The 23363-nt window shown below is 53.9% G+C and carries 18 protein-coding genes; 6 read left to right on the top strand and 12 right to left on the bottom strand.

Translation table 11 applies throughout. From position 1 onward, the window contains the following. Positions 1–174: 174 nt before the first annotated feature. Positions 175–1173 (bottom strand): hypothetical protein, encoded by a 999-nt coding sequence (locus tag AB1724_11730; protein MEW6078475.1) that lies wholly within the window; start codon positions 1171–1173, stop codon positions 175–177. 393 nt (positions 1174–1566) lie between these two features. Here AB1724_11730 and lnt point away from each other — a divergent pair, with 393 nt between their 5' ends. Then, on the top strand, positions 1567–3186 hold the full coding sequence (lnt, locus tag AB1724_11725) for an apolipoprotein N-acyltransferase (protein ID MEW6078474.1): 1620 nt from the start codon (positions 1567–1569) through the stop codon (positions 3184–3186). On the opposite strand, the gene AB1724_11720 is transcribed toward lnt, so the two are convergent. Together AB1724_11720 and AB1724_11715 are read right to left on the bottom strand one after the other, a co-directional pair. Further along, on the bottom strand, positions 3162–5231 hold the full coding sequence (locus AB1724_11720) for a sigma-54 dependent transcriptional regulator (GenBank protein ID MEW6078473.1): 2070 nt from the start codon (positions 5229–5231) through the stop codon (positions 3162–3164). The two genes, lnt and AB1724_11720, sit on opposite strands and share 25 nt — an antisense overlap. Then, positions 5161–7320 (bottom strand): sigma-54-dependent Fis family transcriptional regulator, encoded by a 2160-nt coding sequence (locus AB1724_11715; protein ID MEW6078472.1) that lies wholly within the window; start codon positions 7318–7320, stop codon positions 5161–5163. Before AB1724_11715 ends, AB1724_11720 begins: the two co-directional genes overlap by 71 nt. Before the next feature lie 194 nt (positions 7321–7514). On the opposite strand from AB1724_11715, the gene AB1724_11710 reads away from it, so the two are divergent. The 5 genes from AB1724_11710 to AB1724_11690 all read left to right on the top strand — a co-directional run bounded on the left by AB1724_11710 (position 7515) and on the right by AB1724_11690 (position 14091). After that, positions 7515–9230 carry a carboxylesterase/lipase family protein gene (locus tag AB1724_11710; protein ID MEW6078471.1) on the top strand — a complete coding sequence of 572 codons (1716 nt, stop codon included), beginning with the start codon at positions 7515–7517 and terminating at the stop codon, positions 9228–9230. 41 nt (positions 9231–9271) lie between these two features. Further along, positions 9272–10291: a hypothetical protein gene (locus tag AB1724_11705; protein MEW6078470.1), complete on the top strand. Its 1020-nt coding sequence runs from the start codon at positions 9272–9274 to the stop codon at positions 10289–10291. A 272-nt stretch (positions 10292–10563) separates the two neighbouring features. After that, the gene (locus tag AB1724_11700) at positions 10564–11424 is read left to right on the top strand and encodes a lipase secretion chaperone (GenBank protein ID MEW6078469.1); all 861 of its coding nucleotides are present in this window, start codon (positions 10564–10566) and stop codon (positions 11422–11424) included. A gap of 14 nt (positions 11425–11438) precedes the next feature. Next, the gene (locus tag AB1724_11695; GenBank protein MEW6078468.1) at positions 11439–12518 is read left to right on the top strand and encodes an alpha/beta fold hydrolase; all 1080 of its coding nucleotides are present in this window, start codon (positions 11439–11441) and stop codon (positions 12516–12518) included. 442 nt (positions 12519–12960) lie between these two features. Beyond that, positions 12961–14091, top strand: a complete 1131-nt coding sequence (locus AB1724_11690; GenBank protein ID MEW6078467.1) for a hypothetical protein — start codon at positions 12961–12963, stop codon at positions 14089–14091. Between the two features lie 19 nt (positions 14092–14110). Here AB1724_11690 and AB1724_11685 read toward each other — a convergent pair whose 3' ends face one another. The 9 genes from AB1724_11685 to AB1724_11645 are packed head-to-tail and all read right to left on the bottom strand — an operon-like array spanning position 14111 to position 23187. After that, complete coding sequence (locus tag AB1724_11685) at positions 14111–15919, bottom strand: FAD-binding protein (GenBank protein ID MEW6078466.1); 1809 nt, start codon at positions 15917–15919, stop codon at positions 14111–14113. 12 nt (positions 15920–15931) lie between these two features. After that, entirely contained in the window at positions 15932–16174 is a 243-nt protein-coding gene (locus tag AB1724_11680) for a 4Fe-4S binding protein (GenBank protein ID MEW6078465.1), read from the bottom strand. Continuing rightward, on the bottom strand, positions 16175–16615 hold the full coding sequence (locus AB1724_11675; protein ID MEW6078464.1) for a hypothetical protein: 441 nt from the start codon (positions 16613–16615) through the stop codon (positions 16175–16177). Positions 16616–16641: 26 nt separating this feature from the next. Continuing rightward, on the bottom strand, positions 16642–17442 hold the full coding sequence (locus AB1724_11670; protein MEW6078463.1) for an electron transfer flavoprotein subunit beta/FixA family protein: 801 nt from the start codon (positions 17440–17442) through the stop codon (positions 16642–16644). A gap of 29 nt (positions 17443–17471) precedes the next feature. Next, a complete protein-coding gene (locus tag AB1724_11665; protein ID MEW6078462.1) occupies positions 17472–18461 on the bottom strand; it encodes an electron transfer flavoprotein subunit alpha/FixB family protein in 990 nt (329 codons plus the stop codon). Positions 18462–18472: 11 nt separating this feature from the next. Next, entirely contained in the window at positions 18473–20062 is a 1590-nt protein-coding gene (locus AB1724_11660; protein ID MEW6078461.1) for an FAD-binding oxidoreductase, read from the bottom strand. Continuing rightward, complete coding sequence (locus AB1724_11655; GenBank protein MEW6078460.1) at positions 20059–21333, bottom strand: (Fe-S)-binding protein; 1275 nt, start codon at positions 21331–21333, stop codon at positions 20059–20061. Before AB1724_11655 ends, AB1724_11660 begins: the two co-directional genes overlap by 4 nt. Before the next feature lie 10 nt (positions 21334–21343). Continuing rightward, positions 21344–22822, bottom strand: a complete 1479-nt coding sequence (locus AB1724_11650; protein ID MEW6078459.1) for an FAD-binding oxidoreductase — start codon at positions 22820–22822, stop codon at positions 21344–21346. Then, positions 22822–23187, bottom strand: a complete 366-nt coding sequence (locus AB1724_11645) for a hypothetical protein (GenBank protein MEW6078458.1) — start codon at positions 23185–23187, stop codon at positions 22822–22824. The genes AB1724_11650 and AB1724_11645 overlap by 1 nt, the downstream gene beginning before the upstream one ends. Between the last annotated feature and the right edge of the window lie 176 nt (positions 23188–23363).

The raw sequence follows: 23363 nt of genomic DNA, 5'->3' as shown, positions 1-23363 counted from the left end.
GTGAAAAAATGAAGGGCACCTCTAAAAATTGCCTTTTGGCCCGATGTCGGCGTTGTGCTCAAATTTTAATCCTCGGAATACTTCAAGTATTCCTCCGGTTAAAATTTTCGCACGCCTTGACCTCGGGCCAAAATTCTAATTTTTTAGAGATACCCTGAATTTTCACCTTTCAGCTCATGCTTCTCCCGGTTCCGGCTGTGGTTGAGCCTTTGTCAACTGAACACTGCCGTTGAGCAGCGTCGGAATGTCCTTCATGGCGAACGGCAGAGAAACAATCCCTATGGCGGCCCTGATGACAGCGCGAACGGCTGGCAGAAAAAGGGTCAGTGCCGCGATATTTTCGCTTGACCCGTAATCACCAAAGAACAGGAACCAGGCCATGGTCATGGTGCCGAACCCTCCGAAGGAAACCGGTATGTCAGCAATGGCAAACATCAGTGGCGCAACGACAATATATTCCAGCAAGGGAATGCGGATGTTGAACGCCAGCGCCAAAATGTAGAAACCGGAGAGCATGATGAATATCGGCGGCAGCCCCATGGCCCAGGTAAGGAACCACTGCTTGCGGGAGGCCTTTTGAAACGCTGTCCAGAACTCACTTTCCCGGTTGCCGGCGAGCAGACTGCTGAGACCGACGCCCCGCTTGTGATGCCAGTACGTCCATGATTCAATCATCCACAGGGTGCTGAATATCAGCCCCCCCCACCAGAGGTGCATGTTAAGCCGGGCCTTTGCTGCCAGACCGGAATACTGCATGGCCAGTGTCGCCGGGATCAGGAACAGACAGATGCCGAACATGGTCAGCCCGAAACGGAACAGGCAGATTCCCATCAACCTTGCCCAGGTCATGCCTGTTTTGCGCTTCAGGTAAAGCAGTATCCCTCCACCGCCGATCGTGTAGTTGACGAGAAGGATGATGTAGAAGGCGCCGCGCACCCGGAAGAAGGCGCGCCAGTCAAACGGGGCGTGGAACCAGCGAAAGTGGCGATCGATTATTAATACGTCAAAAACCCATATAACTAACTGGGGTATCAGAATGGCCAGGACAGCCGTTGTTATTTCCGCTCTGCCGGCGGCGGCCAGCAGAGCGCCCCAGTCCTGGTCCTGAAAATAATAATAAAGGAGCAGACCGCTCACGACGAGGGGCAGGGCTCTTTTTATCCCCGTTTGCATAGGGCCACCCACGTTAAATGGTTTTTTGTCAAAAACAGGCACGGGAGAAGGTTGCGAGGCGCCGTTTTTTGATTCGAATCGTAAAACTTCGAGACCTTCGAAGTTTTAAGGATAAAGGGTATCTCTAAAGGATAAGAAGTTGCTTTTATAAAGCATACCTATAGCAAGGGCTGACTTGTGTGTCAATATTTTTGGGGCCGCCATCTGTTGATGAGTGTTTTTTAGAAGGGGCAACGGATTGTTTCAGAAGAAAAAGCAAGAGCGGGTTAAAGCATTTTTTGATGTCCACCCGTTAATTCATCTATTAAAATGATGGGTATGGTATTTGTATCAAATGATTTGTAGCCCAAAGGGTTCATAAATATCGGACATGGTTGTTACCTTCAATTCAGTATGATGACTAAACTCCAGAAGAAAAATACGCCTGTATCAGGCGTCAGGCAGGAAAGCGATTCCACGTTAAAACAAATCCTGCTGGCTTGCCTGGCCGCCCTGCTGTATGTCCTGGCGTTTCCGCGGATCGGGCTCTGGATACTTGCCTGGGTCCAGGCAGTGCCGCTATGGCATGCAATCTCAAGGACAGGCGCCAAAAAATCTTTTCTGCTGGGATGGCTGTACGGGGCCCTGTTGTCGATCGGCATTTCGTACTGGGTGTTCTTTGCCCTCAATGAATACAGCCATGCCGGTTTTTTGGTCAGCCTGGTATTCTTACTGGCCGTGAACGGCGCCTTTATCGGTTTATTCTTTGCCGTTTACAGTGCCGCGGCCAACCGGGTGTTGCGACTGTGTCCATCCCCTATAATAAGGGCTGCCGGGTTGGCCGGCCTGTGGGTCGTCATGGAATACGGCCGCGCCTGCCTGCTGGGGGGAATGCCCTGGTGCCTGCTCGGTCACTCCCAGCACAAGGCATTAAGGCTGATACAGGCGGCGGACATTGCCGGCGTCTATGGTTTGTCCTTCCTGATTGTTTTTACCGGCTCCCTGCTGTACAGCGCTTTAACATGCCTGCCGGATAAACGCATGGCCCTCGGGCGCCTGCTGCCCGCCCTGGCAGCCGTGATAGCCGTTGTCGTGTACGGAAGTATTCGTCTGGGGCAATATCCGCCGCAACCGCAGGAAGCGGATGCCGGGGCTTCGGCCCTGGTTGCGGTTATCCAGGGCAACACCGCCCAGGATGAAAAATGGAAACGAAAAAACAGCGGCGACATCGTCTCCCGGTATCTGCGGATGACGGAAGCGGCGCTGGCCAGCGGTGCGCGGCTCGTTATCTGGCCGGAAACAGCCATCGCTACCTATTACCTGCAGGATAAACTTCCCGCGGAAATGATGCGCCTGCTGCGCACCTACAATGCGGGACTTATAACAGGGGGGCCCCGTTATACCGGAAGAAAGGGAAGTTATACATTCTATAACACCGTCTACTATATCGACGGCAACGGTATAAAAACATTTCACGACAAACTGCATTTGCTGCCCTTCGGCGAATTCTTCCCCCTGGGATTTATGGACGTGCTCAATCTCCGCTATGCAGGCCCCCGCCAGTATACGGCCGGCACCACCTACACGCTTTTTGACACGGCCGCAGGGGCCTGCGGATCCCTGGTCTGTTTTGAGGTCATCTACCCCCGATATGCGCGGGAATTTGTTAACCAGGGGGCGGACTTTCTGGTCAATATTTCCAATGACTCCTGGTTCGGCCCCACCAGCGCCCACTATCAGCATTTTGCCATGGCGGTCTTCAGAAGCGTGGAATGCCGCCGGCCCCTGGCGCGGTCCGCCAACACAGGCATATCGGGTTTTATAGATGCATCGGGCCGGATCGTCTCCCGGTTGCCTGTCTTTACCGAGGACATCAGCCTGTACCGGCTTCCATTGGAAAAGCGGACAACCTTTTACTGCCGCTTTGGCGACGTGTTTGCGTGGCTCTGTTTTCTTACCGGCTTTGTTGTGTTCTTTAAGCCCGATATTTTTTCATCCAGGAAGACCTGTTATTCTTCTCTTTTCCAGCCGTAGGGGATACCCAGTTTGTCCATTCTTTTGCGGAGGGTGCCTGGTTTTATTTTCAGCTTTTCCGCCGCCCCCCCCGGACCGCTGATTTTGCCGCTGGTCATCTTCAGGACTTTTTGGATGTAACGGGTGTAGACCTCATCCAGCGGCCGTATATCTTCTTTGGTCATTATATTATCCAGGGGCATCTTTTTCGCGCTTGAAGGAACCATGTTCTGAAAGGTGAGCGCCGCGCCATTTTTAAGGATCAGTTCCCTTTCAATAACGTTCTCCAGCTCACGGACATTTCCCGGCCAGTCATACCTGATCAGTCGTTCCATGGCATCGGAAGACAGAGACGGTTCAACATGAAGATTCATTTCACGGGATTTCTTTTCAATGAAATAGTTGACAAGGGCCGGGATATCCGACCGTCTTGATCTTAAGGGAGGGATATGAACAGGCAGAACATTCAGGCGAAACCACAAATCTTCCCTGAACCGACCTTCGGCCACCAGTTCTTCCAGGTTGCGATGCGTGGCGGCGATGACACGGATGTCCACTGGTATGGGGCCTGTCCCGCCGACCCGCTCGATGATTTTATGCTGCAGGACCCGGAGCATGCGGACCTGGGCGGAAAGGGGCAGTTCCGCAACCTCATCCAGAAAGACCGTACCGCCGTCGGCCCTTTCAAAGCGGCCTTTTTTCAGGGTGTCGGCGCCGGTAAACGCCCCCTTTTCATGACCGAACAGTTCGCTGTCCACCAGGGAATCCGGTATGGCGCCGCAATTGACCTTGATCATGGGGCCGTCTTTTCGTGCAGATTGCCGGTGGATGAAATTGGCGATGATTTCCTTACCCACACCTGTTTCGCCTGACAACAGAACCGGGCTGTTCCGGCCGGCGACAACCCGGGCACTTTCCAGGACACCTTTTAAGCCCGAGGTGCCGCCGACAATAGCCGCTTCCCTGGAGAAATGCATTTCTTCCTGAAGGTTCCTCTTTTCGTCTTCGATGATGTTTTTCAACCGGATGACTTCCCGATGTTTGATGTGGTTGGAAAGGGCCAGGGAAAACGGGTCGTGGAGCATTGAAAATAACTGCCGGTGTTCCTCGGTAAAGGCGCTCCTTCCTTCCGAAACAAGAACGGCCATGCCGAGCGGAACGCGCTCATACAACAGAAACATGGCCAGGACCGACCAGTCACTGCCAAACCGATCAACAAGGGCGCGCAGGTTGGGATCGCCTTCAGGCTGATTGATGATGAGTGCCGGATGGGCAGATGTTATTTTCGCGGGGCTCAGTGACTCCGTATCCAGGTTGATCATCTGCGGATCGAAATAATTAAACCAGCCGGTCGGACTGGCCCCGATGACATCCCTGTCCGTCTTTCGACGATGTTTGTGGACGGACAGCATGGCGGCGGGGATAAACCGGCTGAGGTATTGAAGACAATGCAGAACGCCGGTTTCCAGGTCAAGATGCCCGCATAATCGCCGGGTGACCTGACGGAAAAATTCATATTTGTCTTCTACCGGCTCTTTCCGGTCCGGCCCGGCGGATCTGTTTTCATAGTCCGCGATAACAGCGTCAAGAAACCATTTATGCGTACCGGACAAGCCGGTCAGAAAATCAACGTGCTTCTTCGAATATTTATTTCTGCCTTTAACCGTAAAGAAGATGCCGCCAATAATTACGTTATCTTCCTTGATCCGCATACCGATCAGCGACCAGTCCCTGACCCCGGCCCGTTTGATGACGTTCTTTCCGACCGGGTCTTTTTCCGGCTCATTGATAATGTAGATTTCCGGCAGATTTTCTGTTTGAAAGCCTTTAAAAATTTCTTCGGGCACGGAAAACAAGAAGCCTGTTTTTTCACTTCCCGTATCACTGGCCTGGGCAATGATCAGAATGTTCCGGCGCTCAAAATCAACTTTGAGCAGGCTCATGCGCTCCGCGGGAATGGATTTTTTCAGAAGATCATAATACGCATAAAGCGCTTCATGGACATCCCCGCCGGAAGCGACATGTTGTTTGATCTGGTCTAAAACCATATCCGGCCTGCTCTTCATTGCCTATCCTGATTAAGCGTTGTCGTCTTTTTCCCCAGCCGTAGGCTATTTTCATTTTCTTCAACCGGTTACGAAGTGTGCTCGGGTTTACCCGAAGCTTTTCGGCGGCGCCGTCCGGGCCGCTGATTTTACCATCGCACAGGTCCAGAACCCTTTTCACGTAACGGGTAAAGAGCTCATCAAGGGAGAGGATATGATCTGCTGTCATCTCATCGTCGGGCTCCCTGATCTCCTGTTGACGGGGGGTGATGTTATGAAACGTGAGGGCTTCGTTCTTATTCAGAATCAATTCTCTTTCAACCACGTTTTCCAGTTCCCGGACGTTGCCCGGCCATTCATAAGACATCAACCGGTCCATTGCATCCGCGGACAGGAGCGGCCTGGTATGGAACTTCAAATCAAGCGACTTTTTATCTATGAAATAATCCACCAGGGCCGGAATATCCATTTTTCTTGAGCGCAGGGGCGGAATCTGGATGGGAAAGACATTCAGCCGGAACCACAAATCCTCCCGGAACTGTCCGGAGGCGACCCGTTCTTCCAGGTTGCGGTGAGTGGCGGCGATGACGCGGATATCAACGGAAATGGCATCCGTACCGCCGACCCGCTCGATTGTTTTATGCTGCAGGACCCGCAGCAGGCGGACCTGGACGGCCAGGGGCAGGTCCGCAATTTCATCGAGAAAAATCGTTCCCCTGTCAGCCCTTTCAAAGCGGCCCTTTTGGGAGGTACCCGCCCCGGTGAAGGCGCCCTTTTCATGGCCGAACAGTTCGCTGTCCACCAGTGTATCCGGTATGGCCCCGCAATTGACCTTGATGAAGGGGCCGTCTTTCCGGGAGGAGTTCTGATGGATAAAATTGGCGATGATCTCCTTGCCCGTGCCGGTTTCACCGGACAGCAATACCGGACTGTCCTGATCAGCGACAAGACGGGCCTTGTCCATGACGGCCTCCAGGCCAAGGCTGCCGCCGATAATGGTGTCCGCCGCCGTGTAATGGAGCGCTTCGGCCAGAGTTGTTTTCTCTTCTTCGATCAGATTTTTCAGCCGGATAACTTCCCGGTGTTTGATATTATTTGACAGGGCCAGGAAAAGGGGATCATGAAGCAGCGAAAAAAGCTGCAGATGCTCTTCCCGGTAGCGGTCCCTTCCTTCCAGGCCCAGTACGGCCACACCAACGGCCTGTTTATTGTGGATAAGGGGCATGGAGATACACGATATATCGTTCCCGAATATCTGCGTGTAGGGTTGCATGGAAAGAGACTGCTCCGGCCGGTTGATGATACGTATCCTGGGGGTTCTCCCCCTGTCGGCAGGATGGCGTTCCCGGGTCACCAAAGGGATCAGTGTCCCTGTCTGCTGATGAAATAAACCAAAGCTTTCCGCGAGCACGCGTTCCGATTGAAATGCCGGTTCCAGCTGCCTGACAAATAGCCCGTCAGCCGGCAGAAAGCGGCTGATATACTGGAGGCATCTGGAAACACCGGGTTGCAGGTCGAGGTGGCCGCATAACCGCAGGGTGACCTGGCGAAAAAATTCATTTTTGTCCGTCACCGGTTCTTTCTGAAGCGGATCCGGGCCTTTCCTTTGATTCTCCGCGATGAGGGCCTCCATAACTTGTTGAAGGCGCGTCGTAAAGGGCTTGAGCCGGCGGATATGTTCTTCCCCGTACCTGTTCTTTCCGTCCGCGTAGAGCATAATCGAAGGTAACGTATCTTCGCGGATGCGAAAATTAAGAACCAGCGCCGACCAGTCAAAACGTTTGGCACGCGTGGCGATCTCTTTTCCGAGAGGGTCCATTTCCGGATGATTGATCAAGTGAAATTCCGGCAGGTCTTCTCTTTGCAATACGGCTACGATCTTTTCAGGGACATCGTAAATAAAATTGGTTTTTTCTCCGCCTGTGCCTGATGACTGTCCGATGATCCCTATTCTCGGGGGATTAAAAGTTGACAGGACCCAATTGATCTTATCCGCGGGGATCTGGTTTGAAACGCCTCTGAAAATATCACTCAACTCCTCCTGAAGGTCGCCTTCATCAAGAAGATTTTGTTTTTTCTGATAAAAAGAAGCATCCGGACCGGTTGTCATCCTCATCACCCCTGAGTCTACCATATAACAGATAATTCTACTATTTGACAAGCAAGCTTTTACTATTTGGTAATGCCGCTTTGGCTTAAAATATAACAATTTGAAATTTATATATAATTATTGCGGCACGATTAGTGCTCTATATAAAATGATAAAAATAAACGGTAGGCCTTAATTAATAAGGAGCTCGCAGAATGAAAAAAATAATCATTTTGATTCTGGCGGCGTTGACAGTTGTTTCTTTTTCCTTGTCGATTCCAGAGTTTTCCCATGCAACGGGCTCAGCTCCGCCTGAACCCGAGCCCGTCCCTCCCCCGCCGATTGGAAACGGAATCACCCAGACGCATACGATATACGGTGATGTCAAAGGTTTTATTACCGATGAGGGGGTGGTCGCTTTTCTCGGGATTCCCTATGCCAAACCGCCTGTCGGCGAACTGCGATTCGCTCCGCCGGTCCCTGGTGAATCCTGGGATAATATCCTTGATGCAATGGATTTCGGGCCGGCCTGCCCCCAGCCGGAAATCGATCCCAGCGACATCATGAACTGGGAGATCAGTGAGGACTGCCTCACCCTGAATGTATGGACGCCTTCCGTTGACAATCAGAAGCGGGCCGTCATGTTCTGGATCCATGGTGGCGGTTACATCTGGGAGAGCTCGGGCGACAAGCTTTACTACGGTGCGCGTATGGCGGCTCGCGCTAATGTCGTGGTCGTAAGCGTAGAGTACCGGCTCGGCGCCTTTGGTTTCAGTTATCTTGAAGATGTCCCGGGCAGCGGCAACGCCGGATTGCTGGACCAGGTTCTGGCCCTTCGCTGGGTCCGGGACAATATTGCCGCATTCGGCGGAAACCCTGGTAATGTCACCATCTGGGGAGAGTCGGCCGGGAGCTACAGCGTGTGCGCGCTTCTTGGCATGCCGGCTGCCAAAGGCCTGTTTCATAAAGGCATCGCGCAGAGCGGCGGGAGTTCAACGGTTCGACAGCAAGACTATGCCCGCCGTTCAACAGAATTGCTCTATCAATATGCGGGTGTCAACACCCTGGCGGCACTGCGCCAGCTCAGCTGGCAGGAGGTGATGGCCGCGCAGGAACAGGTAATGGAAACAACGCTTCTGCCGGATAATATATATGCCGCGGTTGTTGACGGTACCGTCTTTCCGGAGCCACCCCTTCATGCCATTGCCAGAGGACAATCATCAAACATCCCCCTGCTTGCGGGAACCACCCGGGACGAAGGGCGGTGGTGGATGGTGGAAAACGCGATGCTGGCGCTGCCGGTGGCGACACCACTGGTGACAATGACCGCGTTTCCCTATTTTGAAAGGTCTATTCCTCCCAATAAAACAGCCGCGGAGGGAATTGCCCTGTATTACGCCAGCTATCCTGAACTTGTTCTCTCGCCGAATCTTGTGTCCCTGGCCATGATGACGGATGCTTTCCTGCGTGTTCCGACACTCAGATGCGCTGAAGCACAGGTCGCGTATCAGCCCGGAAACGTTTTTGTCTACCGGTTTGACTGGAATCCACCTTGCCCCGAGTATCCCTTACTGAACCTCGGGTCGCCGCATGGCGCGGAACTGGCATTTGTCACGGGATATCCGGAAGGGTGGCCCGAACTCTACGGGGAAAAGGGTATTCCGACAGCCCTGCGGAACCAGATGATGGACGCCTGGGCGTCATTTGCCAAAACCGGAAACCCCAACCATGCCAACATGCCGGTATGGCGCTCTTATAATAAAACTGACCGCCCGACCATGGTTTTTAACACAAACGGCAAAGAAGCCACCAGCAGCCTGAAGAAAGATCCGGACGGTTCAACACGGGCTTTCTGGAATGCCCAGCCCTTTGATGGCGTTAATCCTCCCCTGCTGCCTGAGGATCTGTCCGAGTCGGGAGTTATTTTTTAGGGTATGTGGAATAAAAAATATAGATATGGAGGAGACGGAGAATGAAAATAAATAAAAGACTGATTTATGGTTTGGTTTTCATCATATTATCTGCTGTGGTTTTATTCGGCTGTAAAGTAGAGGATACAAAGGTGGTCGTTTCAGATGCTTTTACCAGCAATTGGAACGGCAGCGGCGCCAACCCCGGTGAAATCCTGCCCAATGTTACAGTGTTTTATCTGCCTGCTAAGGAATACAGGGGGTTGATAGGATATCTCACAGCGGAAAGGATCCCTGATGTCACCGTACGTTTTAAAATACTGGATCCTCGTAATAACACCTGGATACAGATCGGGCCGAATCTTACAACAAATAGTAATGGCATAGCAAAACTCAACAGCCTGCGGAACTATATTCCTGCTGGTATTCTTGCTTTGGCTCCGATTGAGCTTCGGCTCATGGCCGAAGTACAGTGCGATGACGGCTGGTCTAAAGACCAGGAAGGTGTTCTGAATATTCTCAGCAATAATAAAAGCGTTAATCCGGATGTTCTTTTTACCGACCATGACAACACCATCCATGCCACCGGCGGAGCCAATACGATTTTAGATTATATCGACTTTGTGAATCTGTTTGGCTATGACTGGCCCTACGTGGATCGCTATGTGAAAGATATCCTCCCCGATATTCTTGCCCGTGCGGATATCGTTATTATTACCGGCCAGCCTGAATCTGTCAGGCCGCTGACGCGTGATCAAATGGTGAAGCATTTCTCCCCAAATGGAACAAGAACGGTTCCGATTATTGTTAAAGCGGATCTGAACTACGCGGAGAGTTCAGCGTACAAAGCTGCCGCCATCACTATTTTACGCGATCTCTATGGTGTGGAGCACTGCCTGGCAATGGTGGGCGACACCGCCAGCGAAGACGGGTATGGCGCTCTGGCCTCCGGCGTTGAATATATTCCATTTCAGATCATGAAATTGCTTCAAGACAGTTATGAAATAGGCGGCGGTTTTGCTCCCGTCGACCCTGATGACATTGCCTGGGACTGGCAGAATGTTTACAGTCGAATATTCTGATTTTACGTGATTTTCAGCAAAAAGATTGAGGGGTGTTCATTAAATTCAGCGGAAAAACCCGATATTACTTATGCGCGTCAGCTGTGATTGTTATGGCTACCGGTATCATTAACTGGCGGCAGGCTTTTTCGCCTGATTCAGCGCCTGCCAGAGAAGTCCGTCTTGCCGGAACGGCCGATGAGAATGCCTCCACAATGTCCGCGGTGATAGAGAAAGCTAGCCCGCTTCCGGCTGACCAAGCCTCTTCCGCGGATCGTCCTTTACAGGTGTCAATGTTGATATCACCGTCCCAGCATGACACGGAAATTGACGGCCGGTTGCAGGAGGACAGGAACGGTAACCTGATTGTGGACATCGGTTTCCGGGACCTCTTTGATTATTTTTTTTCAGCGCTGGGTGAAAAAACACCTGAACAGATCGCCGCCAGTATGGAGCAGTATATTGACGGCACGCTTTCCCCCAGGGCTGCCGGACAGGCCCGGGCGCTGTTGAAGATGTTTATGGCCTATAACCGGGATCTGGCGGAACACGCGTCTGCCGATAACACGGATGTCTACAATCTTCACGGCCGGGCCCTGGTTGATCACCTGAAAGGCTATCATACGTATCTGGCGGATGCCCGAAGGCGTCACTTCGGCCAGGAATTCAGCGACGTGTTTTTTCAAAACGAAGAAAAATACCAGGCCTACAATATTGCCCGCCTGGAGTTGAGCCTGACAGATTTGCCGGCGGAAGAAAAAAAACGGCAGGTAGAGGAATTGAGAAGCCGGTTACCGGAAATGCAGCAGGAGATCATCCGCAACCACGAACAGGTGAATGAATTTTTAAAAAAAGAAAAAGCCTGGCGGAAGGAGGGGGTGTCCGATGACGAACGGTATGAAAGGCGATTGGCTGACTACGGGTATGACGCGGCCGAACGGATGGCGGCGCTGGATCAAAGCAACCGCGTCTGGCAATCCCGCCTGAACGAATTCTTCGCGGAGGTTGATCGGATTGATGCCGCCGACGAGCCCGACGCGGACAAAAAAGAGTTGATCGAAGAAATAAAAGTCAGCGCGTTTTCCGAAACGGAGCGTTTGCGTGTGGATGTGATTGAACGGTATCGCGTAAAAAAAAATAACACCGGAAATTAAAGAGGAGCCATCGAATGAAAACGGCATGTCTGATCAAAAAAACGCTCATCGTTAGGTTGTTTGTCCTTGTCACCGTTCTTTTCTCCGGTACGGCGTTTGCCTCGGGATCAGCCCCGCCGCCCCCTGATACATACACCAAAACAGCCTATCCGCTGGTCCTGGTGCACGGCAGTATGGGGTTTGACCATACGGATATTGTCGGCTTCATCGACACCGATTACTGGCCCACCATTCCTTATGAAGTTATGCGCAGCGGCGGCACCGTATACGTGGCGCAGGTTTCAGCGCAAAATACCCCTGAAATCCGGGGGGAGCAGCTCATTCACGAGCTTGAATTCATCAAGGCCTTGAAGGGGCATAAAAAGTTCAACCTCATCGGCCACAGTTTCGGCGCACCGACATCCCGGTATGTGGCCGCTGTGCGGCCGGACCTGGTGGCGACGGTCAGTACGGTGGGCGGGTCAAACGACACCGATGACCGGGACAACCCCAACCCGCCGAACCCCATTGATTTTCCGTGCGGCATCGATTGCCAGTTGACCGAGCTGATTTTTATGGATGCCGGCGGCATTCGCTGGACCGTACCGCAGCCTACCAGCGATATTAATTCCAACCTGGCTTCCTTAAGGGAAGCGGCCAGGGTTTCCCAGCAGGCCGTTAACAGCGCCTATGAGCTTTACGGTTTTCCTATTGACGTCGCTTCTGATGATGGTTTTGATCAGCGCAAGGAATACTTCAACCGCGTATACTCCATCGGCCGCCCGGATTACTGGTGCGGCCAGGGGGCCCAGGTGGGAGAAAACGGCATCGGGTATTACTCCTGGTCAGGTACCCAGGTACTGACCAATCCGCTTGATCCTTCTGATGCCGCCCTGCTTGCCGCCGCCACCGTCGGCACCCTCTCCGGTGAACCCATCCAGACAGACGGCCTGGTAAACGCCTGTGAATCCCACTGGGGCAAAGTGATCCGCGATAACTACCCCATGAACCACCTGGATGAAACCAACCTTCTCTGGGAGCTGACCAACCCGTTTTTCAATGAGGTGGAGCTGTATCGCCAGCATGCCAATCGGCTGAAAAATGCCGGCTATTAAGCATATTGATTTTTGCGGATCATCTCCCGATCAGTTGGCGCACAACGACACAAGCTTCCCGGTTGAGCCGATGTGTTTCGGGAGGGTTCAAGGGGTCAAGGATTCAGCCGCAGAGACTTAACAAGTTAACATGGTTGGATATGACCGCCAGAAATAACATTTCTGCTTTTGTATTGTATGTCGGTGTCTGGCTGGGCATCGACTTAATCGATATCACTTTGTTTAAAATTCCGGGCCATGAACATGAATTCCTAATGGTTTCGGTAATGGTTCTCATTACATTTCTATTGGTTAATAAACATTTATTTCGAAAATGGGTCCCTTTTTTCCGATGGTTGTCCATCTTTCTTTTATCTGTCGGACTAACTGTCATCTGGTTCTTTGTAACAATGAAAATGCTTGTTGAACTTCATGTGTCGATTTGCGCAAAGATATAGATAACATGAAACGGTCAAGGATACGCTTTCCGCTCATCCTCCTGCTGCTGGCGATAGCCGTGCCGTTGCCCGTTATGGCCGGTATGGACGTCATGACCAACCATGAAATGGGGAAGCTGGAAGGCGGCAAAATGTGTGAACTGGCCATCAGCGACCCGAACTACTATTCTTCAACCACTCCTGTTACCGTGGTCCGGTTTGCCAGCGATATTTACCTGGAAGCATACGGAGAAGTCGGTGCCCTGAAAATGGGAGACTACCCCCGATCGGTGGCCGAACTGGGGGATATGGCCTCCATGGACTCCAACTACACCATGGTTTACGGTCCGCAAGACCGCGCCAATCCGAGGGGCGGGGGGAGTCAAATCAATGCAAGTTACAGGGGTACCGGAGGCGATAACCCGTACATGACCAATACCAACCGGACCGATCGGATTCATGACCGCTACATGGGCACCGGCTCCAGCACCCTCGATCTGGGAACATCCGCTTTTCTTCAGTCCTCGACCCCGCCCTGGGACAACTTCGGATCCTACCTCTGCACCCGTTATCCTGAAGTCCAGTGGGACATTAACTATGAAGCCATGCGCACGGGGGTCTCCGCCGAATACCCCCTGCGGATTTACGGTTTGGTCCTCAGGGCGGAGTTCGATCACTGGGGTACCTCTCTCCAGCAGTTGCGGCGATTCGTGATCGGCTCCAACAACCTTTACGGTTATGCTCAAGCCCGGCCCCTGGTGACCAGTGGCTGGCTTAACGCTGAAATGGGCCGGTTCAATAACGCCGTTATGCCGCTGGTGCGGCAGACCTGCTTCCAGCTCCAGCGGGATCCGCTTATGGATCAGTACTGGTCTCTGTCCAGTTTTTATTTTAACCCCGACAACGCCAATGCCCATGGTTCTTTTCGCCAGTTCTGGTTTAATACCTGCATGAACGACGTGACCATCGGCACGGCGAATTTACCGGCCAACTGGGTCGGTCGGTATCAGGATAAAAACCACGGGTTTTTTCTTATGATCGATATGACCGACAAACGGTTTTCCGGGTGGAATTTCATCGCCGGCGTCAATGAATACCGGGACTGGCCGCCCCTGGAGCAGGATGACGACCACTATTTTGAGAACGAGTACCGATAAATCAGCAGACCGCGTTTCTTCAGGCTTGTTTTTCAAAATTCAACACGGCTTCATTATCCTTGTTGATTTGCCAGTTGATGAATTTCAGCCAGTTTTCATTATCCGGCAAAGGATATTCCATTCTTCTGTGGGAATATCTGCTTTCTGTCCGGATGATGGATGACTTCAGAAACAACTCGGCGACCAGAACCATATTCTCCAGTTCATGGGCTTTTACCAATTCATGCGAATCTCCTGCTTTAAGGGCCGGGAGATCATTCTCTTTAAATTCTGTGAGTTGTTTTAATCCATGTTCAAGGCTTTCGGCGGTTTTTCGCAGGCCGATTTCTGGTTTGTGCAGAATATCCTGGAATTTTTTTATTAACGGCCAGTAGGTAAGACCGCTTCCCCGTTTCATATATTGTATGGAACGTTCAAGCGCATTCTCCACCTGGTCCCTGTGCAATACCGGCATGTCCGCCCCCCTGGCATACCGGGTGGCTGTCCGGCCTGTTTTTTCTCCGGACCACATGCCGCGGGCGGATGATATTCCTTTGATGGTGCTCATATCAAAAGACTGACTGAGGCTGGCGGCAAACAACCCGTCAATTTCATCACTCATCAGGTCGTTGTCGGTCCGGATGCATCCCTGCAGTCCGTAATATAAAACAATCTGGTTGTGCGGATAGTCTGTGGGCGCGTTCCCGGTTTCCCTCAGCCGCCTGTAGTTAAGCGCCTGCCAGGTGTTCAGGGGGCTTAAGTTTTCAAATATTCTGGAGACGATATATTTGTACACGACAGTGGTCTGGTCCAGGTAAACAGGGGCGTTCCCCCTGGCCCATTCATCGGCAAAGGCAAAAGCAATGGTATTGAAGTTTGAATTCGTGCCGTTGTTGGGATCATAATCCCACATAAAATCTTTTCCGTGTTTATTGATGAACCGGGCGCCGAACATGCCGGTCAGGTGACCGCCCTCAAGGTTATAATCCCGCGCCAGAACATCCGGGTTCAAAAATTCGAGATTCTGCAGTTTGCTGCCCGCGCGGTAGGCCAATGCGTATCCGTCGCCGGTTTGATGAGCGCTGACGTTATACCCCGGCCCGAATGTGCAGGAGCCCGTGGCCAGTATGACGGACGGCGCCTTGAAAACGATCCGGTTTCCGTTCAGCCGGTTCAAACCCACGGCGCCGTTTATCCGGCCGTTTTCCACCAGTAAATCGGTGATCATTGTTTTTGAAAAATACGTGGACACGCCCTGGGCATCAATCCTGTCCAGCAGGCACTGCACCAGTGCCCGCCCGCAGGCCCAGCCTTTATAGCGCGGATTTATGCTCAATTTGTTGTAGCGGTTTCCATCGGTCGGTATTCGAATTCCAAGCACCGGAAGCCCTTCATAGGTAACGCCCCACTTTTTCCATTTTTCCATCCGCCTGCGGGAGGTCTGCATCATGTCCCGGAGCATGTCCGGGTGACCGAGACCGCCGCTGTATCTCAGGTATTCTTTCTCACAGGCAGCAAGGTCGTCTCCTTCCAGCCAGTAAATTGTACCCGCGAGAATCATGCCGGAACCTGAAGAAACGCCCAGCCCGCCTTTGTCAACAATGGCGATCCGTTTAATGCCTTCTTCCGCCGCGGTAACCGCCGCCCATAAACCACCGAGCCCGGTGCCCACGATAACCAGGTCCGCCTCAAAAACTTCCCGGTCTTCATACGGGTAGGATTTCAAAATATTTACCGTCGGCACAGGCCGCTTGGCCGCATGGGCATGTCTTATGGGATAAGGTGCCAAGGCCGCGGCGCCTGTCATTCCCATGAATTTCAACATGTCTCTTCTTGAAATACGATTCATGGTAAACTCCCGTTAGAAGGCATCTTCATATTCCATGTCGCACGGCCACATTTTCGGTGCATAGCGGAAGGGATGCACCCAGATGGCAAATTCCGGGCAGTTAATTTCACATGTATAGCAGGACTGGCAATCCTCCGGGTATGCGACATGGGCTTTCCCGGTTTCCGGGTTCATTCTCCACACGTCTCTGGTGCAGTATTCCACGCAGGCGCCGCAACCGGTACATTTATTCTGATTAAATTTCTGAATCGTCATTTATTCAATCCTCCTGATCAATTGTGAACCGGCCACGCGATGGATCAGGTACCAGGGTAAAACAGGAAGCAGTACCAGTACGAGCTGATATGAGTTGTGATTGGCATAAAACACAGCGAGAAGCGTCGCTGCATCAGCGAGAAAACGATAATTCGCCCATCTTTTGCCAAGGGGGAGCAGGTTGATTAAGGTATAGATCAGATAAAGAATCGCAACGATAAAAAAAGTCCCGTTGGCCCATGCGAAATGGGATTGTTTGAACATGAGCGCAATCAACATATCCCGAAGTACGGAAAGCGGCCCTTCAACGATTAACGGGGCCATGATCAGATATCCAAAGGCTGCCATGCTGATCAAGGATAGAGCGAAATGCAGCCGGAAAAAGCACTTTTTCCAACTTCTCCAGTTCGGATCGTATCCGATGCTTTTGAAGTAATTCACAGCCGTTTCCTCTTATTCCCCTTTATTCAGAAAAGGCCCGATTCCTTTAATTTTTTCATAAGGGTTTTCGCCGCCCGGGCGGGATCATCACCCGGGATCATTTCGCACCGGCGTTCTCTGGCCGCCGGATATTCCAGGCCCTTGAGGCCGGCCCCGGCTTCCGGGATCCGCTCCGCGCCTACGTCCCCGGGCCCGGTTGAGGAGACGGGCTTTTTTTTGGCCTCTCTTCTTTCCTTCATGGCCGGGTACCGGAGTTCCCCCACCTCGTTGGAGACCACCACCACGCAGGGCAGGGGCGCCTTGACGACTTCATACCCGTCCGCCAGGACCCGCTCCACCAGGATCGAACCGCTGTCCGGCGTAATCTTACGGGCCATGGTGATTAGGGGAAAGTCCAGGGCCGCGGCGATCTCCGCTCCCACCTGCCCGGCGTTGGAATCCGCGGCCTGGCGGCCGGCCAGGATCAGATCGGCGTCCCCGATTTTTTCGATGGCTCTGGCCAGGACATGGGCCGTGCCCCGGGCGTTCAAGGCCATATGGTCAAGGTCAGGCCCCTCGATTTTGGCAAGCGCGTCCGCACCGGCGGCCAGGGATTTGAGCATGACCGCGTCCGGCACCCGTTTTCCGGCGGAGAGCACCGTGATTCTGGTCCCGTCCTTGTCAGCGTCCTTCATCTTCAGGGCCGCCTCCAGGGCGTTTTCATCAAACAGGGACATGACCGGCGGGATACCCCGGGGCTCCACGCGCAGGGTCTCCTGGTCGATGGCAAAAGATTCGGGGGGGCTTTCCGGATCCGGCACCTGCTTCATACAAACGACGATATGCATGGGGGTTGACTCCTTTTGTCTTGTCGTGACTATCCTGCGATTTCCGCGGCCGCCCGGGTAAGGGCTGGAACGATTTTCTCCCAGTCCCCCACGATTCCAAAATCCGCTATCTTGAAGATATTGGCGTCCTGGTTGTTGTTGATGGCGACGATCACCCTGGCGCCCGCCATGCCGGCCACGTGCTGGGTGGAGCCGGAAATACCGGTCGCGATATACAGGGACGGGGCCACGATAGCACCGGTGATGCCCACCTGGTGGACCGGGGAAATCCATCCCAGGTCACAGGGCGGGCGGCTGGCGCCCACGGCGCCGCCCAGTGCTTTGGCCAGTTCCGCCAGAACGGCAAACCCTTCCGGCCCGCCCATTCCCCGGCCGCCGGAAACGATCTTGTCCGCGCTTTCCAGCCTGGGGCCGCCGGTGGCATCAATGGAAACCTTTTCCACCACCTCGTAACGGGCCAGGGAGGGCACCAGGCTGACATCCAGGTTTTCCACCCGCCCCGACATCGCCCCGGGCTCCGGGGCTTCTGCTGCCCGGGCCCGGAAGGTGGCCACGACCGGTTCCCCGGCGAGGGCAAACTGGGCCATGACGTTCCCGGAATAAACCGGCTTGGTGAAGATAAAACCGCCGGTGTCCCTGGAAAAGCTAACGTCCACGCAGTCCGAGGCGCAGCCGGTCTTGAGGCGCGCGGCCAGCCTGGGGGCCAGGTCCAGGGCCGCCAGGGTTTCGGCCATAAAAAGCGCCCCGGGCTTGATGATGTCGCATGCCTGTGAAACCGCAGCGCACAAGAGGTCCGGATGAAGATCCGCCAGAAGATCATTGTCCACGGCCAGGACCTTGTCCGCGCCATAACAAAGCAGCTCATTGGCCGCCGTCAAAACGCCTTTTCCACAGACCAGAACGGCCAGGGATGTGCCACTTTCCCTGGCCGCCTTTCGGCCCATGGCCAGGGCCTCCAGGGACAGCGCGAGAACTTTCCCGCCTGAACTTTCCGCCAAAACCAAAATGGGTGACACCATTATCCACTCCTTTAATCAGAGGAAATATAAAACTTGGAATCCGACAGATCGTTCGGGTCCAGGGCTTTCTTTATTCTGCGCTGCCAGATGTGGTAGTTGCTCATGGCAGGCCCGAGAATATCATGCACCTCTCCCCCCTTGAAAAAGGCGAACCCGCCGCCGCCAAGCGTATGCTCCAGGGTGGCATCTGCACATGCCTTGGCATAATCATCCACCTGCCGGCCCATTTCAGGATCGCGGTGATCATAGAACCACAACTCCTCGCTATGGCCGAAAAGTCCGTTTTCATAAATCAGGGCCCATGGGTTATCAGCAAGGTCATCAAAACATGCTTTGCTGGCGATGAACTGCCGTTTTATCTCTTCACCGATCCTGGCCTGTTCCATGCAGTTGTCAAAGGCCTCGTCTCCCCCAAATGTCGAGAAGAAATTACCCCCCATCCTGAATACGACAGGCGGCAAACTCACTCTGACAAAACTCCAGTACATGAGAGAATGTAAGGGGGCTGGAGCATCAAGGACGATCCCGCCATGATCGTCCACAATCTTTTCAAGGCACTGGCTCTGATACTGGTAATCCAGATCGGAGGTCGCAGCGATCGTGAACATGAACTGGTGCCTGCATGCGTCCAGGATCTTTTTTACGTTCATCGAGGCGTGAATCTTGCGCAACATTCGCGGCATCATCGCGCCCAACATTAGAGCAACGGAATTTTTGCACTGTAAAAATCCGATCTCCGCTTCTCCTACTTTAAACAGCGCGTCCGCATAGCTCCGGGCGTCGGGGAAAGCACATAAGGTGATCCTGAAGTTGTCCGGTTTCTCGACGACCAGATCCTGGAGGCGACCTTTGACCGCTGTTTCTTTGGGCCCGGCCCAGTGGAAGAGCTTCATGGACATCTTGGTGAACACCCCCAGGCCGCCGTCCGCACCGGCCCATCCGCGCATGATGCCTCTCATGCTCGGCCCGGGGCCGTCGGCCGAAAACCAGCGGCTCCCCGCTGATTCACTGATTGACCCGCACGTTCCCAGTTTAAGGACCTCGCCTGAAGGAAGGACCCACTCGACCCCCAGAATATTACGTGAACTGGTTGACGTGGATATCCCCGACCATCCCATGCCGCAGTGGGAAGTGGCGTTGGCCAGGGGTGAACAAACGCTGCCCGCGCCGTGAATGTGGATGTTAAAGCCCCGCTTCATGGCTTCCGCCTGAATCTCGGCGCAGTTGACGTATGGTTCGACCACCACGTAGCGGTTTTTTTCGTCCCATTCCAATATCTTGTTCATGCGCCGTAGATCGATCTGCACCACGTTGTCATAACCGGCCCCGCCGTGGGCGCCCCAGCCGGTGCTGTGGGCTTTGTAACGAAGTCCGTGTTGGATACAGATTTTGACAATCGCCTGGACTTCTTCAGTGCTTGACGGCAAAGTCACGGCCAGGGGCCGATTTATCCAGCACCCCGGTTCGGTTTTGTGAAAGGGCTGCATGGCGTAACCATCGCAAATGACCGGGTCCGTGGAAAAATTCTCGTCCCCCAGGGCCTCCCTGAACCGGGAAACCGCCTCGTCCGGAATGGTTTTTGTAGAAATCGGAAATGTCATGATATTACCTCCCCTTTTATCGAGCGTGCCACAAGCTCGGTGACGTCTAATACTTCAATCCCGGCACCCATTGATTCGGCGGCATCGCGCAAATTTCTTTCACACCACGGGCAGCTTGTGGCCAGGGCATCCGCACCGGTTGTCAGGGCTTCCTCGATTCGCTCCCTGGCCGCGAAATCGGACAATTCCTGGTCGGCTTCCCACACCCCGCCTCCGGCGCCGCAGCACCAGGAATACTCCCGGATGCGTTCCATCTCCACCAGCCGAATGCCCGGGATGGATCGAAGAAGATCGCGGGGGGCGTCATAAACCCCTTTTCTTCCGTCGCGTTTGCGCGAGGCCGGCCGCAGAAGTTTGTTGCCCTCCCAGGGCCCGGCATAAGGCTCGCTTCGCCGGCCGAGATGGCAGGGATCGTGATAGGTGATTTTTCTGTCCACCCTGTTTTTGAAATTGATTTTTCCGTTTGCCGCAAGTGCCTTCAGATACTCGGAGATGTGCATGACCTGAACACCCAGGTCAACGCCCATACGTCGATAGGCGTACTTGAAGGCGCCATAGCAGTCGGCACAGGGCGTGAGGAGAACTTTAGCGCCGGAAGACTTCACCCGGACCGCCATGTCCTCGGCAAAATTTTTGCCATCCCCCCGGAAGCCCAGGCCAAAGGCGCGGCCGCCGCAACAGGATTCCGCTTTTCCCGCGACCCCCAGGTCAACGCCCGCGTCCCGGATCAGCGTTGCCGCCCCCCGGATGACGCCCAGCAGGTCCTCGTCATAAGAAAACCGGCACCCGGCGTGAAACAGGACATCCACCTTTTGCGCGTTGGCGTCCTTTAAGCCGAGCCCTTCAGCCCAATCGCCGCGGGCGTTTTTGGGTTCTCCGAAGACATTGTTCTCCCGTTTCAGGTCATCGATCATCATCTGGTGCTCGGCGAAAAACTGGCCGTTTTCCACGCACGTCGCCCGGATCTCCTCGATCACTTCGGCAATGTCGATGTCGTCGCGGTAAACCTTGCAGTTGGCGTCGCAGGCGCCGCAAAGCGTGCACTTGTAAGCCACGTCCGCGACGGAATCGTTCATCTCTATTCTGTTGTCCAGGAGCGAAAGTCCCAGCATGAGCTTGCCGCTGCCGGCGAAACTGTGAAAATGGTAGCGGGATATGGACGGGCAGACCTGAGAGAACCGGTGGCTTTTCATCTGGCTCATGGGCACCCATTTGCATGACGAGCACCGCGAACAGCCCTCCATGTCCCGGCGATATGCTTCCAATGCCATAATAACCCTCCTACAGGCAGATCCTGCCCTGGTTGAAGACGTGATGGGGATCGAGGATGTCCTTGACCGTTTTGATGGCCGCGACGGTATCCGGACACCGGGAATACGCCAATTCTGCCCACGGGCCATAAGGCCGGCTGAAAAAAGCGCCTTTTTCAAACATGACTTTGCCTGCTTCGTCAAAAAGATCCTGGGCGCGTTTTTTGTCGTCGGCGTCTTTGGGATCAAAGGGAAGCATGAACTCCAGATGGCAGTTCCGGCCCTGCTGCACCGGCTGAACGTATACGCCCATGTCCTCGGCAGGATACCCGTGGGCGTCCGCCAGTTCGCCCATTGCTTCCAGGAAAACGGGCACGCCATCCATGGTGGTGAGGAAAAAGACCTCCGCGTGCGCCCCTTTGAGGCGGTCTTTCCACCAGGGCTCCGGGCTTGGTTCATCAAGCATTCGGGCAAGGGAATCTCCTCTTGCGCCGTTAAGATCGGGCACCGTTTTTAAGTCCAGTTTATTCGCCAGGGCCGCGATGTCCCGCTCCTGCTGGCGGACCCGCAGCTCCGGAAATATCTCGTAACCGGCGACGCAATAAAACAGGATCCAGGGCGGAAGTTTTTTCGCCAATCCTTCAATTTTAGCCTTGTCTTTTTCGAGAATGCCGGCCATCGCCTGGGCATTTAAGAGAAACAGCTCGTCTCCCAGGCGACGCTGGGTCATGGCATAGGCCAGATCGATCAGGGTCTCGATTCGCGGGGAGGTGACGAAATACCCCTTGCGGATAGCGGGCAAAACCTCAAGCTTGACGCTGGACCAGGTGACGATGCCCATGGTGCCCTGGGCCCCCTGGATCACGCGCACCAGGTCGGTCTGGGCCGGCCCCATGGGATTTTTCTGTGAGGCCCCTGATTTCCACTGTTCCTCAAGGGATCCGGGCCCGGCGGCGCCGCCGGTGCGGAACATGTCACCAGTGCCGAAAATCGTCTCCACGCACAGCATGGGGTCGGTCATGTCCCAGTGATACTTGGGTATGGTGATGGGTTCCCTTTCCAGATAGGCGGCCACCACGGACTTGGAGGCCCGGGGCAGAAGCGGCAGGAGCGCTTTCATCCCCAGCTTTTTCGCCTCGGCCTGCAGGGTCCCGAAACGAACCCCGGGCTCGACGATGGCCACCTTGTTTCTGCGGTTGATGCGGTTGATGCGGTCCATTTTGCCCATATCCACGACCACCGAGGGAATGTCCGCCGGAACGCGGCAACCCCTCTGAGACCTGGGCGAACCGCTGGAGCACGGAATCAGGTTGGCGCCGGTTTCAACCGCCGCCCGCACAACTGCGGCCACCTGGTCGGTGGTTTTGGGCTCGACCGCGCACAGGGGCGTTTGTCCGGCGACAAAAGCGCCGCCATGGGCATATTCGGAAAGTTTGTCCGGATTTTCATGAAAACGATCCGGCCCTACGGCAATCTTTAAAGCCGTCTTGATTTGCATTCCATTTTTCATCAGGACACCTCCCCGGGCCGGGCCGCGTTTTTCATGGCGTCCGCGAAAAACAGGCGGTACCTGCACTTAACGTATTCCAGCACCCGGGTCCTTATTATGGGCCGATCCAGCGCGAAGGCAGCCATCTTCATCAGCGCGGGCCTGGCTGCCAGCCGGACCAGGAAGGGGTTGGCGCGCCCCAGGGTTTGTTCCAGAGGGGCCGGGTCGGACTGGTCCAGGCAATCGAACATTTCATAAGGACCGATCCCAAGTTCCTGAAACACGGCCTCAAGCGCCTGTTCCATAATGGAAATGATTTTCCGCATGAGGCCAGTTGTGTAGGCCATGCGGGTAATCCGGAAATAATCGGAAGCTTCCAACGGCATTTTTTGTCCTCCTTTGTGAGTTTTTTCGACATGATACTCACCTGAGCATTATCCATGCCATAAGAATAAATAATATTAAAACAATTAGTTATGTTTTTGACTGGTTTTTTGATTCTAAATATCGTAGTCTAGGTTGAGAAATATCGTATTTCTATTATATAGGGTAAGCATAGACA

The organism is Thermodesulfobacteriota bacterium (assembly GCA_040753795.1).
In the GTDB taxonomy this organism is placed as follows: domain Bacteria; phylum Desulfobacterota; class Desulfobacteria; order Desulfobacterales; family Desulfosudaceae; genus JBFMDX01.
This window is presented reverse-complemented; position numbering and strand designations above follow the sequence as displayed.

Coding starts and splice junctions, on each gene's coding strand:
- AB1724_11705 (MEW6078470.1), top strand. CDS start 9,272: ATGAAAATAAATAAAAGACTGATTTATGGTTTGGTTTTCATCATATTA.
- AB1724_11665 (MEW6078462.1), bottom strand. CDS start 18,461: ATGGTGTCACCCATTTTGGTTTTGGCGGAAAGTTCAGGCGGGAAAGTT.
- AB1724_11650 (MEW6078459.1), bottom strand. CDS start 22,822: ATGAAAAATGGAATGCAAATCAAGACGGCTTTAAAGATTGCCGTAGGG.
- AB1724_11730 (MEW6078475.1), bottom strand. CDS start 1,173: ATGCAAACGGGGATAAAAAGAGCCCTGCCCCTCGTCGTGAGCGGTCTG.
- lnt (MEW6078474.1), top strand. CDS start 1,567: ATGATGACTAAACTCCAGAAGAAAAATACGCCTGTATCAGGCGTCAGG.
- AB1724_11690 (MEW6078467.1), top strand. CDS start 12,961: ATGAAACGGTCAAGGATACGCTTTCCGCTCATCCTCCTGCTGCTGGCG.
- AB1724_11670 (MEW6078463.1), bottom strand. CDS start 17,442: ATGCATATCGTCGTTTGTATGAAGCAGGTGCCGGATCCGGAAAGCCCC.
- AB1724_11695 (MEW6078468.1), top strand. CDS start 11,439: ATGAAAACGGCATGTCTGATCAAAAAAACGCTCATCGTTAGGTTGTTT.
- AB1724_11685 (MEW6078466.1), bottom strand. CDS start 15,919: ATGAATCGTATTTCAAGAAGAGACATGTTGAAATTCATGGGAATGACA.
- AB1724_11720 (MEW6078473.1), bottom strand. CDS start 5,231: ATGAAGAGCAGGCCGGATATGGTTTTAGACCAGATCAAACAACATGTC.
- AB1724_11710 (MEW6078471.1), top strand. CDS start 7,515: ATGAAAAAAATAATCATTTTGATTCTGGCGGCGTTGACAGTTGTTTCT.
- AB1724_11655 (MEW6078460.1), bottom strand. CDS start 21,333: ATGGCATTGGAAGCATATCGCCGGGACATGGAGGGCTGTTCGCGGTGC.
- AB1724_11660 (MEW6078461.1), bottom strand. CDS start 20,062: ATGACATTTCCGATTTCTACAAAAACCATTCCGGACGAGGCGGTTTCC.
- AB1724_11715 (MEW6078472.1), bottom strand. CDS start 7,320: ATGACAACCGGTCCGGATGCTTCTTTTTATCAGAAAAAACAAAATCTT.
- AB1724_11645 (MEW6078458.1), bottom strand. CDS start 23,187: ATGCCGTTGGAAGCTTCCGATTATTTCCGGATTACCCGCATGGCCTAC.
- AB1724_11700 (MEW6078469.1), top strand. CDS start 10,564: ATGTTGATATCACCGTCCCAGCATGACACGGAAATTGACGGCCGGTTG.
- AB1724_11680 (MEW6078465.1), bottom strand. CDS start 16,174: ATGACGATTCAGAAATTTAATCAGAATAAATGTACCGGTTGCGGCGCC.